The organism is Micromonospora sp. NPDC051227 (genome assembly GCF_044455385.1).
Taxonomy (GTDB): domain Bacteria; phylum Actinomycetota; class Actinomycetes; order Mycobacteriales; family Micromonosporaceae; genus Micromonospora.
Genome location: NZ_JBITET010000005.1, coordinates 280,352 through 293,939, shown reverse-complemented (window position 1 = coordinate 293,939; position 13,588 = coordinate 280,352). Strand labels below are relative to the sequence as shown.

The following is a 13,588-nucleotide window of genomic DNA, read 5'->3' as shown; positions in this document are numbered from 1 at the left end:
GGAAACCGTCGATTAACTCGGAGCGTGGACGGTCCGTGGCAGTTTCGTGACCGCCGTGCTGGGCCGTCTCGATTTGCACAGCAGGGTGTGCGCGCTGCTCAACGCCGGGCACGTACCGCCGATGCTGGTACGCGACGAGGACACCCGGGGGCTGCCGCTGCCGGGAAACTTCCCCTGGGCATGTTCGCCGAGGCCTCATACCGGGCCGGCGAGGTCACCCTGCGCCCCGGCGACCGTCTGGTGGTGGTCACCGACGGCGTGCGGGAGCGCAACGCCGCCAGCCTGGATCTGCCGGCCATGTTGCGGTCGATCGCCGGTCTGCACCCGCGCGAGGCTGTCCGGGCGTTGGCCGACGCCGTGCTCGAGGTCAGCGGGCCGACGCTGGCCGATGACGCCACCCTGCTCATCGTCGACTGGCACGGCGCACACAGCGAGGACCGAGACCAGTGCCGGCGCGAACCAGGCGCGCGCCAGCACCCCGCTGCCCGACTGACTAGCTGCCTGACGTGTCAGTGGGACGCATGTCGGCTTCAGCTGCCAGCACGCTGTCGTAGACGTCGATGGCTTGATCCACCGACGTGACCGTCAGAACGCTGCGCACGGCGGGCTGCGCCGCAGCCAGGCACAGCCGACCGCCGACGTCGCGCAATGCCTTGAACGTCACGACCAGCGCGCCGAGCGCGCTGGAGTCCATGAAACCCACTCCAGCCAGGTCCACCAGCACCCGGCGGTTACCGGCGTCGACCAACCGTTGCAGACCCTCGCGCAACTGCGGGGACGTCGCCATGTCCAGCTCGCCGCGCACCTCAAGCACGGTGCAACCCCGGCCAGCCCGGACCGACAACTGCAGATCCACCACAACCTCCCCCACGCCGATGATCCCCGCTTACCCTATTCCGCCGGCGGACGAACGCCGCCGGCCGGTGTACATCGGGCGGACAACCCACCCGTTTCACCTCAGCTAGGCCGGGTAGCGGTGAGACGTCGGGTAGCGGTGATCAGAGCCAGCGCATCCCGCCTTAGGGTGTGACCGGGGGTCCGGCGGATCAGGCACGGGCCGGGAGGAGTGAGCAGATGCGGGTGAGTATGACGCTGTCACTCCCTCGCCAACCGTCCTCGGCGACCCGCGCCCGCCATGTACTCACCACCCTGCTGAGCCTCACCGACGTCAGCGAGGACACCCGCGCCAACCTCGCCGTGCTGATCAGCGAGGCATGCGCCAACGCGGTGATCCACGCCGACCCCGACAGCGACGTCGACATCACCATCGACATCGACGACCACGCCTGCCTGATCGAGGTCGGCAACCGCGGCCGCAGCCCCGACAACACCCAACTCGACGCTGGCCTCCCCGCACCACTCACCATCGGCGGCCGTGGACTGCCCCTGATCGGCGCCCTCGCCGACACGGCCGCCTTCGTCACCGGTGCACCGCGCCAGGTGCTGCTCCGGATCACCAAACACCTCACCACGCAGCAGCACCCACCCGCTGACCGGTAAGTCGAGTACGTTGCCGCAGCCTGCCCGTCACGAACGGCACGCTGCTCAAGCCGACCACGGCCTGGCGCACAGTCGTTCGGCAACCGGTGCCGAAACTCAGCGACAGCTCGTCGCCTCGCGGCTTCCTGCGGGGTGACCCGCGCAGTGCTAGCACGCCACACAGCGGCGCATACAAGATTGCGCAGGCTGAGCATGAGAAGCGCGTCTGCCGAGCGGTCGATTCACGTCCGCTCACCCAACAGGAAACGGGCTGCTGGAGGTCAATGCTGCCATTGACCAGGAGAGTAGACCCGATATTGATGACTCCAACGCGGGCCACCACACCGAACAGATAAGGTGCTCGATTCCTGCCGCCAGGTCAGCCAGCCCCTCGGCCAGCTGCCCACTGAGGGGGATGGTCGTATCGTTGCGGAACATCGCTGGTCAGGGCGGCTCCCCCCGTGGCTGCCCTGACCAGCCAGACGTGTCCTGATCGGGCTGGATGTGCCCAACGAGTGCACGCTTCTCGGCCAACCCCCGTGGCACCAGTTGGTCAGCGAGGCGCGCGCGACCGCCCGGGTGAAGGCCTCCACTAAGCCGCTCATCGGCGGTTCTGTTGGGGTTTCCCGCTCCGGGCGGGAAACCCCAACAGAGTGGATCACCGAGTTGGTGTCACTGGTTCAGGAAGAGCCGTGAGCGTCGGGCGGTGAGACGGCCGATCGCGCCGATGGCGATCATGGCCGCGCCGGTGCCGAACAGCCACCAGGCCGCGCTCATGTCGGTGCCGGTGACGGGTAGCGCAGGCGTCGTGGTCGGTGGGGCAGTTGGCGGCTGCGTCGGATCTGTGGTCGGCGGCGCGGTGGGCTGCGTCGGGGACGGGGTGGGCTGGGTGGGCGTCGGGGTCGGCGAGGCAGCCAGCGGTCGCTCGCAGCGCGCCTCGGCCAGGATGACGGTGCCGACCGGGATGTCCAGCAGGGGCCCGCCGACGATGGTGCCGGTCAGGCGCAGGGTCGCCTGGACCGCGATGGCGACGGCGCCGTCGGCGGTGACCGTCTCCACGCTCGTCACTGTCGCGTTCAGGGCGGCGCCGGTCAGTCCGGCGACGGTGACCGCGGCGCTGGCGGTGACGCCGGGAGTGTTTGGCACCAGGTCGATCGGCTCGCCGAACAGCTCCAAACCAGTGAAGGTGGTGTCGGCGGTCTGCGCACCGACCTGAGGGCAGGTCACGGCCGCGGTGATGACATCGGCGTCGATGACCGGGGTGCCGAGCACCGCCAGGGCGAGATCGGCTATCTCGGCGTTGGCGGAGGAAGCGGTGTCACCTCGGGTGGCGCTGACCTGCACCACGGTTCCCGAGGCCGTCACGCCGAGCGCACCGGGAACGGTGATCGCGAGTGCGGTGTCGGTGTCGGTGCCGCCGCCTGCCGGTGCGGTCGCGCTGCCGATCACTGCGTCGGCGGTGATCACCGGGATCCCGGCTACCGTCGCGGCCAGGTCCACCACCACACCGCGGGCGCTGGCGTCGCCGGGGGCGGCCATCGCCGGTGCGGCAGCCGACACGGCTACCGCGCCTGAGACCGCGACCGCTATCGCGGCAGTCGCGGAAAGTCGCTGGAACAGTCTCACGTCTAGGCCTCTACTCATTCGGGTGCCCCTCGACCTTCGAGGAGCAACGCGACGCTATCCCGAATACGGGCGTAACTGGTCTAAATGGGATAATTCGCGGCAGTATCGCAGGCGGAGGCAGTGGCGCAGCGGCCTTGGATCGGCTCAGCCGACGAGACCGAACGAGCGTGATGAGGGGATGGAAGGTACGCACGACCGAGACGCTCTGGTGCCGTTCCTGCTGGAAGGTCGACCAATCGCCGCCTCACTGTCGCCGGAGGACTCCTCGCCGCCACCAATCGGGCGGCGTCAGGCGCCGGGCCGGCCTTCGGCACGTCGAGTTTCCGCAGGTGCTCGTCGTGTCCCTGCAGACACTGCTCGATACGTCCCTTGTCGAGGCCGCGAGTGTAGGCGGCAGAACTCCAGCGGCCCTGCGCGGCCTTCCGACTGAGGCCATTCATGCACGGCCGCCGAGACGCCCCGGTCATCCGGCTGCATTCGGCGAGGTGGCAACCAATGGGACCGTCGGAGGCCGGCACCCTTGTCTGGTCGGTCGCCGCTGACGCACCGCCACCGTCGATCGATGCACCAGTCGCACCACGCGCGCAAGGAGAAATCCATGCTCGAATCTGACAAGCCGCAGGTCAGCGGCCTGCCCGGTGGCCAGTGGACAGAGACCTCACACATCAGCGAGGCGTCCTGCGGACACGCGGGTCGTCGTCGCTGCGCTGAGGATCCTCGTGCTCGGCGGTGACCTGCGTAATCACTGCCACGGTCACTGAGGGCGTCAAGCCGAAGTCCGGCGGCCAGGTTGGTCGGCCCGGACAATACGGGAGCCGAACCGGTAGCGGTGCGGCGCGGACCCTGATATCGATGGACTCGGAGTGATCCCCGGCCAGGACCGGAGCACTCCGGCGGGTGCCTCCGGTCAAGCAGCTGGCCGGCGGGCATCCGCGCGAACCCTCGCGCCGGCGCTCGCCTCACGCCGTCGACTGACCCGGTACCGCTCCGAGTCGATCGCGTCGACCCCCGCCGGCTGCCTTTGTCTCTGGCCGGCGGACAGGCGGCGGGCAATGGTCGGCAACAACGAATCGGACGAAGGACTCCACGCGCGTTCGCCACGGTCCCGTTGGCCTACCTCACTGCGGTCCACGCGCCCAGCGCAGCAGACCCGTCCGCCGGTATAACCCAACAGTGACCAACGCCCACCCGGGGAGCGGCGGGCCGGGGTGATGGCCCATCATGCTGCAAACGCTGGGGCGTTCGCCGACCGTCGCTGACATCGCCGCGCCCATCGGCGACGGCGAGCGCGGCACCGAACTGGGCGAGATGCTGGGCGGCGAAGACCCCGATATCGCCAAGGCCGAGCTGCGAGTGGCACTCGGCCCCGCGCTGGCCACGCTCAACGAGCGGGAATAGAAGATCCACACCCTGCGCTTCTACGGCGACCAAACCCAAAGCGAGATCGCCGACCAGATCGGCATCTCGCGGATGCACGTCTCGCGCCTGCTAACCCGCGCACTCGGCAAGCTACGAGCGCACATGGCCGACGCCGCCTACTGATCTGGGTGAGATCCCCTAGCGGTAGCCCCTGCTGACAGCACCCGGGGGCGGGTACGGCCGGTGGTCGAGACCACCAGCCAGCAGGACACACGTCATGGTGGCTGATGCATTTCGGTCGTAGGCTCGTGCGCGTGAACGCTGTCGCCGATGCCAACGGCACCCGGGCTTCCGCACTGCGCATCCTGCTCGTCGAGGACGACCCGGCCGACGTCGCACTCATCGAAAGCGCCATCACGGCGTGCGGTCTGCCCACCGAGCTGCACCTGGTCGGCGACGGCGAGGAAGCCATGGCGTTCCTGAACCGCACCGGCGCCCATACCGACGCACCACGTCCCGATTTGATCATCCTCGACTTGAACATGCCCCGGATGAACGGTGGCGAGGTCCTGTCGGCGGTCAAAGCTCACGACCAGCTGAAAATGATTCCCACCGTGGTGTTCACGACCTCCGCCGTCGACGCGGATGTGCTCAACAGCTACGCCGCCCACGCGAACGCCTACGTCACCAAACCCCTCGACCTTCCCACCTTCGAGCGCGTCGTCGGCGACATCCACCGCTTCTACAGCACGATCGCCTCGCTTCCTCCTGCACCGTCGGACCTCGGCTAGGTGTACTGCCGGGCCTGTCTCGCTAACCGCCACCACCAAGATCGGCGGCTTGGTTCGCGCGAAATCAGGCTCTCTCGCGCGCTGGACTGACACCTGGCACGCGGTGAAGCACCGCGGCCTCGGCGTGCGATGCCGCCCTAGCTTGCCCTTGTGAAGCGCGCAGCCGATCCGCGGTCACCTACCCGGAGGAGCCCGGGAAACAGGTCCCCGCCGACCCCTCCATCGCCGGCGGCCTGCGAATCGGGGTGATTGCCCGGCGCGGTGAGATCTCGAAACAGGCGCTGCGTCCACCGTGTCTCGTCCTCCATGGTCCAATCGCCCCGCGCGAGGCCCTCTGCCCAGCGGCCGACCACACGCTCGGCCGTACGGCAGGCCGTGCCGGCCTCCGCCAGGGCCAGTTGGTGGGACGACGATGACGAGACCTCGCCGTGGCCCGCTGGGACAGAACGTTTTGCAGACCGGTTAGGGATCACATCAACGAAGTTGGCTTGTCGGAACCGCCGCGGGCTGCAGAGTGGGTTGGATGCGTCGGCGATCTTTGTCGAGGGCATTGGTCAGGCATTGCGTGAGGTGCTCGACTGCGGGTGACCGATCGGCGACTCGGGTGGTGACGTAGATCTTGCGCATCAGGCCGGATGGTCGGACGATCGGGAGGTAGGTGATGCCGCGCTGCGGCGCGACCGCCAACTGTGGGACGATCGTCACGCCGAAGCCGGCCGCGACCAGCGCGAGGGCGAACTGGTAACTGTGTGCGCGGGAATTGATCTGGGGTTCGAAGCCGGCGGCACGGCAGGCCATTTCAGTAACTGCCTGGAATCCCGTGGCTGTGCGGGCGGCGATCCAGTTGGTGTTGGCGTAGTCGGCCAGCTGGACGGGCCCGATTTCGGAGGATCGTAGGTGCTCCGGAACTGCCAGCAGCAGCGGCTCACAATGGAGCGCGAGTTGTTTGAGGCCGCGCAGGTCTGGACGGGACAACGGCGGGTATTCGTGGGTTATAGCCACGTCGATCTCGCCGGCCCTGATCGCAGGAAGGGCCTCGTCTGATTCCAGTTCTGTGAAGGAGAGGTCGATCCGCGGGTGGTGACGTCGGAACGTCGCCAGGGCGGGAATCACGAAGCTTGCTCCGGCGGTGGCGAAGGCCGCTGCCCGGAGCACGCCGCCGCGCAGTCCCGCGACGTCGTGGACCGCGCGTTCAGCGTCGGCTAAGGCGCTCAGCAGGCGGTTCGCATGGTCGGCCAGGACACGGCCGGCCTCGGTGAGTCGGACGCTGCGCGCTGATCGTTCTAGTAGCGGTGTGCCGACGTCGCGTTCGAGGCTGGCCAGTTGCTGGGAAGCAGCGGCGGCGGTGCAGCCGGCGCGCATGGCCGCGGCGGCGATGGTGCCGGTGTCAGCGACGTCGCGCAGAAGCTGAAGCCGGCGCGGATCGAGCATAAGGAGATCCTACGCTCAGCTACCTCAGCTACGTATGGATCTTGCTCTTCCGAGGTGTCAGGCTGTCCGGGTGTACGAAATCAACGAGACGCGAATCGGCTACCCGCACGGGCAGACCGAAGGATGCGGGCGCGTCCTCGCCGTGCTGCCGTATGCGGCGGCCGGCGACACGAGCCGGGTGGTCGTGACCGATCGCACCCCGTTCCATCCGGTGGACCACACGTGGCCGGATCAGCCCGCCGACCACGGCATGATCTCGTTCGGACCGACGGCGGTCCCGGTTGTGGACACTCAGATCCTCTCGGTCGAGCCGGCGACCGGTGAGGTGCGGATCGGGCCCGAGGTATCCGCGCGCCGCGGCGACAGGGATCGGGTCTTCGCTGTCGGGCACATCGTGAAACCCGTGGAAGCCGATATCGCTGAATGGGTCGGGCAGATCGTTTCACTCGAGGTCGACGTCGTACGCCGGGCCGCGCTGAGTGCGGCGCACACCGGCTGCCATCTGGTCGCCTTCGCTGTCAACGAGTGCGTCGATGGGTTGTGGACCAAAGACGCCATCCGTGACTCCAGAGGGAACAGGAACTTCGACGCGGCGGCGCTTCTGGACACCCGGCACCACGTCGGCGGGAGCATTGACCGGTACCGGTTGGGAAAATCCCTACGGAAGAGGGGGTTCAACCATCCGGCATTGATCGCCGAACTCGACGCCCACGTTCTGCGCGCCAACGACCTACTCGCGGCCTGGCTCGCGTCCCAGGCGGACGTGACCGTGACCGGCAGTTCGGACCGCCTCACCGCTGACCGGGTCTGGCGATGTGCCATCTCTCCACCCGCCGTCATGCGGTGCGGTGGAACGCACGTGTCCGACCTGGGGCAGATCGCAGCGATCGATATCAGTGCCCAGTTCGACGACGACACCAATGTGCTCACCCTCGCGGCCTCGACCCGGCCGTGACAGGAAACCCATCAGAAAGTTACCGCCATGCCGATCACCGAACAGGCACTCGTGGCATTCGCCCTTACCACCACCATTGCCATGATCACCCCGGGGCCGGACATGCTGTTCGTGCTTGGCTGCGGGATCCGCGGCGGTCCGCGCGCAGGGCTGCTCGCCACGGCCGGGATAGCCACCAGCGAGGCGGTGCACATCGCGGTGGCGGCCGCCGGACTTGCCGCCCTCTTCGCGGCCGTACCGCCCGCCTACATGACCGTCCGGATCCTCGGCGCCGCCTACCTGGTCTACCTCGGCGTACGGATGATTCGTAGCCGCAACGACGACCAAGCCGACACGCCGCTCGCTGGCGCGCTCCCCGGCCGCCGGGCCTATCTCAGCGGGCTCATGACAAACCTGTTGAACCCGAAGATGGTCGTGTTCACGATCGCCTTCCTACCGCAGTTCATCGACCCACGACAGGGTGCGGTGTGGGCGCAGTTCGTGGTGCTCGGCGCGATCATGATCGTCTTGGAGTTCCTTGTCGACGGCGCGGTCGGCGTATTCGCCGGACGGATCGGCGGATGGCTTCGGCGCCGCCGTGCCGCTCGCCGACGCATCGACGTCGCGACCAGAGGAATCTTCATCGGACTGGGAGTCCGGCTGGCTGTCCAGCGGTAGCCTCGCGGCCACCACAACCCGGCAAGAGCTTGGGAGCCATAGTGGATCGATCGGCACGCGAGCCCGGCGTGGACCGCTTGGACCGTCGAGCGGGAGAGACGCTTTACCACCTGGAAATGCGCTCGCCCGACGACGTGCAGGCCTCGCGGCCCTTGCCCGCCGACGTGACGTTGAGCGAACAGCGAGACCCGCTTCTCATCCGTGCGGTCACGCTCAGCATCGGCCAGCCGTACGATTGGCCCAGCCAACACTGGAACGACAGCCGCTGGGCCGACCACCTCAACCGCCATAACCTGCGCCATTGGACGGTGCAGCGCGCGGGCGACATCCTCGGCTTGGCGTCGTTGCGATTCGACCAAGCGGAAGTAGAGCTCGACACCTTCGGATTGGTCCCACGACATGTCGGCACCGGGCTCGGTGGGCCATTCCTCGCGCTCGTCGCCGAGCTCGCCTGGCGAGAGGCCCCGCAGACCGAACGGCTGTGGTTGCACACGTCAAGCGCGGACCACCCGTACGCCTTACGCAACTACCTGGCACGGGGATTCCGGCAGTATCGGCCAGTCCTGCCAACCGACTGGTGATCGATCCAGGTGACGATCGCGGTCCTCAACTGCTGGCGGGTGGTCCAGGTGCGCCGGTCGAGGACGTTGTTCTGTAACAGGCCGAAGAACGCCGGCCACCGAGCGGCGACGAGCTATGGGGTTGTGCAGCGCGGTGACGGCCAGGCGGGCGTTCGCGCGGTAAGCGGCAACAAGTTCCGCGTCGCTGAAGGGCCGGCGAGCCACCGGTGGTAGGGCTGACGAGCGATCTTCAATACCCCGACACGTCACCGCAACGGGGACCCCCGTCAGCGGCCAGCTCGCTCACGAGCGGGTAGAGCCTTTCGCCTGCGACAGGTAAGCAGCCGGCCCCGAGGCTCAAGCGGGTCAGGCGCAGTAGAGACGAGGGTCAACGAGGGGTGATCAGTGGTGCGAAATCGGCGCGAGTGAGCGGCTGGTCGGACAGTGAACCGTCCGCGCGAGGCACCCTGAGAGGTCGGCCATCACGGGAAAACGTGACGGTGGTGACCTCGTCGCGACTGGTGAGGGTGCAGACGATTTGCGCGAAGGCGAGGACCTCGTCGCTGCGGCCGGCGTCATCGCCGGGTTTGTCGACCACAACGCGGGCCTGGGTGCCGGTCGCGGTGACACCGGCGGCGTTGACCGCTCCCGGCAGCGCGCTGGTCAAGTCGGTGTCTCGTTCGGCTGCGGTGGGTCCGGCCAGCAGATGCCGAAGTTGGTCCTCGATCGTTGGTGGCCGGTCGACGCGCCGGACGAACGAGATGATGCGGTTGTCGCGGACAAAGCAGAGCGTCTCGGCGGCAGGGCCGACTGGTGCGCTGGTGTCGGCGGGCGCAGAGCTTTGGAATGGTCCTTGCGGTGCCTGTACTACCCGGGGGGCATCATCGGTGGGAATGCTGCAGCTTGTCAGCAGCGTGGCAAGCGCCAGTACGACGAAATGACGATGGTTCATGGCAGACTCCCCGGCAGGGTGACAAGGAAGCAGGCGCCTCCGCCGGGCCGGTCGCCGACGGTGACGTGTCCGCCGTGTGCTGTGGCGTGCTGTGCGACCAGCGCGAGTCCGAGCCCCGTGCCGTCGCCTGTGCCGCGGGTGTGAGCTGCTCGTCCACGAACGAAACGGTCGAAGATCGCCTCGCGGTCCTCGACGGGCACACCGGGTCCGTCGTCCTCGACTTCGATGATGCCGGCGCTACCGTCGCGGCCCAGCCGGACGCCTGCAGGACCGCCTCCGTAGGTCACCGCGTTGTCGAGCAGGTTCGCCAGGACCTGTGCGACACGGCGCCGCTCGACCAGCCACGTCGCCGGTACGTCGGGTGCGAGATGGACGAGCGCCGTGGGCAGGTCGAGGGCGCGGCAGGCATCGCGGGCCAGCGCGACGACGTCCACGGAGGCCCGGTGGGCGGGCTGGTCACTGCGGGCCAGGTCGATCAGGTCGTTGACGAGCCGCTGGAAACGGTCGATCTCGTCGGCGACGAGCCCGGCCGCGATGGCGGTTCGTTCGTCCTGGTGTTCCCGACGGCGGGCCAGGACGCTGGCCGCCGCGGCGAGGGTCTGCAACGGGGAACGCAGCTCGTGGCTGACGTCGGCGGCGAACCGGCGGTCCCGCTCGATGCGGTGCGCGAGCCGGTCGACCATCTGGTTGAACGACGAGGACAACCGGGTCAGGTCGGGGTCGGTGGCTGTGTCGAGGCGGGCGGTGAAGTCACCGGCGGCGATCTTCTCGGCCGCGTCGGCGACCGCCGTCAGCGGCCGTAGCCCGTGCCGGGTGGCGTACCAGCCGAGCGCCGCGCCGGAGCCGGCGACCATGATCGCGACAGTGGTCAGCGCGAGCGCCAGAACCTGGAACGTCTGTTCCAGCTCCCGCAGCGAGTTGACCTCGAAGTACGTCGCCGACTCCGACAGGGGCACCCCGACGACCAGGACAGATTGGCCGTCGACGCGTACCCGCTGCACCGCGGGCTCACCGGCCGCGACGACCCGACGCAGCTCAACCGGAATGGCAGCGGTGGTGCCGGGGTCGGCGGCCCGCGCGTACCACTCGCCGTTCAGGTGCAGCACCGGCCGCCGACTCCCGCCGGTGTCCAGCGACCGGAGCACCTCCACCACATCGGGGGTTTCGGTGTCGAGCCCGGCACGGACGACGGTAGCGTCGAAGTAGGCCGCGCGCAGGGCGGCGCGTTCCCGCTCGTCGAGCAGAGACCGACGGGTCAACTCATAGGAGACCAGGGCCATCGACGCCGAGAGCAGAAGCGCGCCGACGGCGAACGCGGCGGTCACCCGGGTACGCAGTCCGAGGCGTCTCATCGCTGCAGCTTGTAGCCCAGGCCCCGCAGGGTGACCAGGTGCCGGGGGTTCGCCGGGTCCGGCTCGATCTTCTGCCGCAGACGGCCCACGTGCACGTCGACGAGCCGTTCGTCGCCGCTGTCGTACCCCCAGACCCGTTCGAGCAGTTGCTGACGGGACAGCACCCTGCCGGCGTGCTCGGCCAGCTCGCACAGCAGCCGAAACTCGGTGCGGGTGACCGGTACGGGTTGTCCGGCGCGGTGCACCTCTCCCCCGTCCGGGCTGATTTCCAGCTCGCCGACCACGAGCACGGGCACGGGCTCCGGCGCGTGCCCCGCGCCGCCGCTACGGGCGCGGCGGCGCAGGGCGCGCAGCCGCGCGGTCAATTCCTTGATCGCCACCGGCTTGACGACATAGTCGTCGGCGCCGGCTTCAAGAGCGGCGACGATGTCGTGCGTGTCGTCGCGGGCGCTGACCACCACGATCGGCACGTCGTCGTCACGGCGCAGCTGTCGAATGCACTCGAAACCGTCGAGGCCGGGCAGCATCAGGTCGACCAGCACGTAGTCGGCCGGGTCGCGGCGCTGCACGCGCAGGCCCTCCTCGGCCGTGGCCGCGCCGAGAGCGTCGTAGCCCTCCTCCTCGAGTGCGAGCAACAACGCCAGACGGATTCGGTCGTCGTCCTCGATCACCAGTACGGCCGTCATACCCGGCATCATCCCCAGACGACCGGCTCGGCGGCCAACCGTGGCAGCCGGTTGGCTGATTTGTCACGGAACTGTCACAGATCCGCGTGGTGACCGCCAAGCCGGCACGGCAGGGTCCTAGACGACCGCGTCCGTGAAGGAGAGGGGTGTGCCCGTGACAGGGCCGCTGGCAACCACGCCGTGCACGCTGCCGCTGGTCGAGGTGTGCATCACCGAGTTCGACCTGGCCTGCCTGCCGGCGACCGGAGCAGTGTTCGACCGACTGTTGGCCCTGCGTCCCGCACAGGTCGTGGTCGACCTGTCCGGGTGCCGGCACATCGACGCCGCTGCCATCGGCCTCCTGCTGGATGTGCACCGGCGGCTGGCCCGTTCCGACGGGGTCCTCACCGTCCGCAACCCGAACCCGCGCATCCGACGCATCCTGCACACCGCCCGCCTGGACCAGATTCTGCCGGTCGTCGACACTGCCTCATCGTCGCCGTCCTGCACGCCCACGACGGGGCAGGAACTCACCTCCACACCGCCGGCGTTGGTCGCTCATGGCCGCGCCTCGGTAAGAGCCCCGCACTGACGATCGCCAGCGCTCTCACCTTTCCCACCATCGAGGTCGACCGCCACCCGGCAGGAAAACACCAGATTCGGGAGCCAGCTCCGCTTCGGCACTGCACGAATGCCGTGTCACACAGCACGGAGTGACATGGCCCCAGGAAGGACCAGCACAATGACCGTTGTCCCAGACGACCACCTGATGACCCTGATCTGCGACACCTGCGGCGACACCGTCAAGGCCACCGCGTGCGTGCTTCCCGACGCGGAGGTCGTCTGGACCCTGGTGTCCGAACAGGGCTGGAGCGGTTCCCCGTTCGCCACCGGCCCGCACCGCTGCCCGCACTGCAGCCTCCTGCCGCTCCCCGGTGGCGGCCATGCGTCGTGCGGCGACCACGGTCCTGGTGGCATCCTCGGCATCGACCACCTCGACGACGTGACCGTTGTCGCCGCCGCCGGTGACGTCGATCTCGATACCGGGGACACCCTGCGCACCGCCCTGCGCCACGCAGCCGACATGGGCGGGCACGTCGTGGTTGATCTGAGCCGAGTACACCTCATCGACTCCACCGGCCTCGGTCACCTCGTCCGTGCCCACCGCGACGCCCGAGACCGTGGGGCCATCCTCTGCCTGGCCGCGCCGTCGCGGTTCATCCGTACCGTCCTGCACACCATGCGCCTGGACGGAGCCTTCCCCATCTTCGACAGCCGCGAAGAAGCCCTCGCCCAACTGTCCAAGGGGCCGGTTTTGGCGCAACCCACCGCAGCCGCCGCGACGGCCACTCGTTCCTGATCGAGGCAGCCCATGAGCATCGCTGGTCTCGTCACCGCGCTCCTCGTCGGCGTCGCTATCGGCCTGCTCGGCAGGCTCGTCATTCCAGGACGCCAGGAGGCCCCGATCTGGCTGACCGTCTCCGTCGCGGTGGTCGCCGCGCTGGCGGGCAGCATCGTCGCCCGTCTCGCGGGCGTCGATACCAGCACCCTCAACCTCCTGACCCTGGTCATCCAGGTCGGTCTCGCCGGCATTGGCGTCGTGCTCGTCATGGCCACCGCCAGGCCCGACCCATCCGACTCCCCCTGAACCCGGAGACGACGCAGCGCCAGCACCAGAGGCCAGCCGCAAGAACGGTCAGGCCGGTTTCCGTTCAAGGTGGCCGAGGAGCAGGAGTGAAATTTCTTGAGCCCCACCCGATC

Annotated in this window: 14 protein-coding genes and 3 pseudogenes; 10 read left to right on the top strand and 7 right to left on the bottom strand. The window is 68.5% G+C overall.

The features are described 5' to 3' along the window. Positions 1-46 precede the first annotated feature (46 nt). A pseudogene (locus ACIA47_RS16270) lies at positions 47-582 on the top strand (PP2C family protein-serine/threonine phosphatase). On the opposite strand, the gene ACIA47_RS16265 reads toward ACIA47_RS16270, so the two are convergent. Then, positions 494-856 carry an STAS domain-containing protein gene (locus ACIA47_RS16265; protein WP_396708811.1) on the bottom strand — a complete coding sequence of 121 codons (363 nt, stop codon included), beginning with the start codon at positions 854-856 and terminating at the stop codon, positions 494-496. The pseudogene ACIA47_RS16270 and the gene ACIA47_RS16265 overlap by 89 nt on opposite strands. A 218-nt stretch (positions 857-1,074) precedes the next feature. Here ACIA47_RS16265 and ACIA47_RS16260 point away from each other — a divergent pair, with 218 nt between their 5' ends. Continuing rightward, complete coding sequence (locus ACIA47_RS16260; RefSeq protein ID WP_203120829.1) at positions 1,075-1,500, top strand: ATP-binding protein; 426 nt, start codon at positions 1,075-1,077, stop codon at positions 1,498-1,500. 651 nt (positions 1,501-2,151) lie between these two features. On the opposite strand, the gene ACIA47_RS16255 is transcribed toward ACIA47_RS16260, so the two are convergent. Continuing rightward, on the bottom strand, positions 2,152-3,105 hold the full coding sequence (locus tag ACIA47_RS16255) for a hypothetical protein (protein ID WP_396708607.1): 954 nt from the start codon (positions 3,103-3,105) through the stop codon (positions 2,152-2,154). Positions 3,106-4,326: 1,221 nt separating this feature from the next. Here ACIA47_RS16255 and ACIA47_RS16250 point away from each other — a divergent pair. Together ACIA47_RS16250 and ACIA47_RS16245 are read left to right on the top strand one after the other, a co-directional pair. Further along, positions 4,327-4,647, top strand: a pseudogene (locus tag ACIA47_RS16250) (sigma-70 family RNA polymerase sigma factor); the annotation flags it as partial. Between the two features lie 131 nt (positions 4,648-4,778). Further along, the gene (locus ACIA47_RS16245; protein WP_396708605.1) at positions 4,779-5,255 is read left to right on the top strand and encodes a response regulator; all 477 of its coding nucleotides are present in this window, start codon (positions 4,779-4,781) and stop codon (positions 5,253-5,255) included. A gap of 474 nt (positions 5,256-5,729) precedes the next feature. Here the strand turns inward: ACIA47_RS16245 and ACIA47_RS16240 are convergent, their stop codons facing one another. Beyond that, the gene (locus tag ACIA47_RS16240) at positions 5,730-6,686 is read right to left on the bottom strand and encodes a LysR substrate-binding domain-containing protein (protein ID WP_396708603.1); all 957 of its coding nucleotides are present in this window, start codon (positions 6,684-6,686) and stop codon (positions 5,730-5,732) included. A gap of 70 nt (positions 6,687-6,756) precedes the next feature. On the opposite strand from ACIA47_RS16240, the gene ACIA47_RS16235 reads away from it, so the two are divergent. The 3 genes from ACIA47_RS16235 to ACIA47_RS16225 all read left to right on the top strand — a co-directional run bounded on the left by ACIA47_RS16235 (position 6,757) and on the right by ACIA47_RS16225 (position 8,879). Then, positions 6,757-7,641, top strand: a complete 885-nt coding sequence (locus ACIA47_RS16235) for a hypothetical protein (protein ID WP_396708601.1) — start codon at positions 6,757-6,759, stop codon at positions 7,639-7,641. Positions 7,642-7,668: 27 nt separating this feature from the next. Beyond that, a complete protein-coding gene (locus ACIA47_RS16230; RefSeq protein ID WP_396708599.1) occupies positions 7,669-8,298 on the top strand; it encodes a LysE family translocator in 630 nt (209 codons plus the stop codon). Positions 8,299-8,366: 68 nt separating this feature from the next. Further along, positions 8,367-8,879 (top strand): GNAT family N-acetyltransferase, encoded by a 513-nt coding sequence (locus ACIA47_RS16225; protein WP_396708597.1) that lies wholly within the window; start codon positions 8,367-8,369, stop codon positions 8,877-8,879. 173 nt (positions 8,880-9,052) lie between these two features. Here ACIA47_RS16225 and ACIA47_RS16220 read toward each other — a convergent pair. From ACIA47_RS16220 to ACIA47_RS16205, 4 genes and pseudogenes are all read right to left on the bottom strand, one after another. Next, positions 9,053-9,177: pseudogene (locus ACIA47_RS16220) on the bottom strand (IS3 family transposase); the annotation flags it as partial. Between the two features lie 69 nt (positions 9,178-9,246). Continuing rightward, on the bottom strand, positions 9,247-9,810 hold the full coding sequence (locus ACIA47_RS16215) for a GerMN domain-containing protein (RefSeq protein ID WP_396708595.1): 564 nt from the start codon (positions 9,808-9,810) through the stop codon (positions 9,247-9,249). Then, positions 9,807-11,162, bottom strand: coding sequence for a sensor histidine kinase (locus ACIA47_RS16210; RefSeq protein WP_396708593.1), 1,356 nt, complete (start codon positions 11,160-11,162; stop codon positions 9,807-9,809). Before ACIA47_RS16210 ends, ACIA47_RS16215 begins: the two co-directional genes overlap by 4 nt. Further along, a complete protein-coding gene (locus ACIA47_RS16205) occupies positions 11,159-11,848 on the bottom strand; it encodes a response regulator transcription factor (RefSeq protein WP_396708591.1) in 690 nt (229 codons plus the stop codon). The genes ACIA47_RS16210 and ACIA47_RS16205 overlap by 4 nt, the downstream gene beginning before the upstream one ends. Positions 11,849-11,996: 148 nt before the next feature. Between ACIA47_RS16205 and ACIA47_RS16200 the strand changes: the two genes are divergently transcribed. The 3 genes from ACIA47_RS16200 to ACIA47_RS16190 all read left to right on the top strand — a co-directional run bounded on the left by ACIA47_RS16200 (position 11,997) and on the right by ACIA47_RS16190 (position 13,475). Continuing rightward, on the top strand, positions 11,997-12,419 hold the full coding sequence (locus ACIA47_RS16200) for an STAS domain-containing protein (protein WP_396708589.1): 423 nt from the start codon (positions 11,997-11,999) through the stop codon (positions 12,417-12,419). A 150-nt stretch (positions 12,420-12,569) separates the two neighbouring features. Further along, a complete protein-coding gene (locus ACIA47_RS16195) occupies positions 12,570-13,187 on the top strand; it encodes an STAS domain-containing protein (protein ID WP_203118308.1) in 618 nt (205 codons plus the stop codon). Positions 13,188-13,199: 12 nt separating this feature from the next. Next, positions 13,200-13,475, top strand: a complete 276-nt coding sequence (locus tag ACIA47_RS16190) for a GlsB/YeaQ/YmgE family stress response membrane protein (protein ID WP_396708587.1) — start codon at positions 13,200-13,202, stop codon at positions 13,473-13,475. Positions 13,476-13,588: the final 113 nt, after the last annotated feature.

Coding starts and splice junctions, on each gene's coding strand:
- ACIA47_RS16210 (WP_396708593.1), bottom strand. CDS start 11,162: ATGAGACGCCTCGGACTGCGTACCCGGGTGACCGCCGCGTTCGCCGTC.
- ACIA47_RS16205 (WP_396708591.1), bottom strand. CDS start 11,848: ATGACGGCCGTACTGGTGATCGAGGACGACGACCGAATCCGTCTGGCG.
- ACIA47_RS16260 (WP_203120829.1), top strand. CDS start 1,075: ATGCGGGTGAGTATGACGCTGTCACTCCCTCGCCAACCGTCCTCGGCG.
- ACIA47_RS16240 (WP_396708603.1), bottom strand. CDS start 6,686: ATGCTCGATCCGCGCCGGCTTCAGCTTCTGCGCGACGTCGCTGACACC.
- ACIA47_RS16195 (WP_203118308.1), top strand. CDS start 12,570: ATGACCGTTGTCCCAGACGACCACCTGATGACCCTGATCTGCGACACC.
- ACIA47_RS16230 (WP_396708599.1), top strand. CDS start 7,669: ATGCCGATCACCGAACAGGCACTCGTGGCATTCGCCCTTACCACCACC.
- ACIA47_RS16215 (WP_396708595.1), bottom strand. CDS start 9,810: ATGAACCATCGTCATTTCGTCGTACTGGCGCTTGCCACGCTGCTGACA.
- ACIA47_RS16190 (WP_396708587.1), top strand. CDS start 13,200: ATGAGCATCGCTGGTCTCGTCACCGCGCTCCTCGTCGGCGTCGCTATC.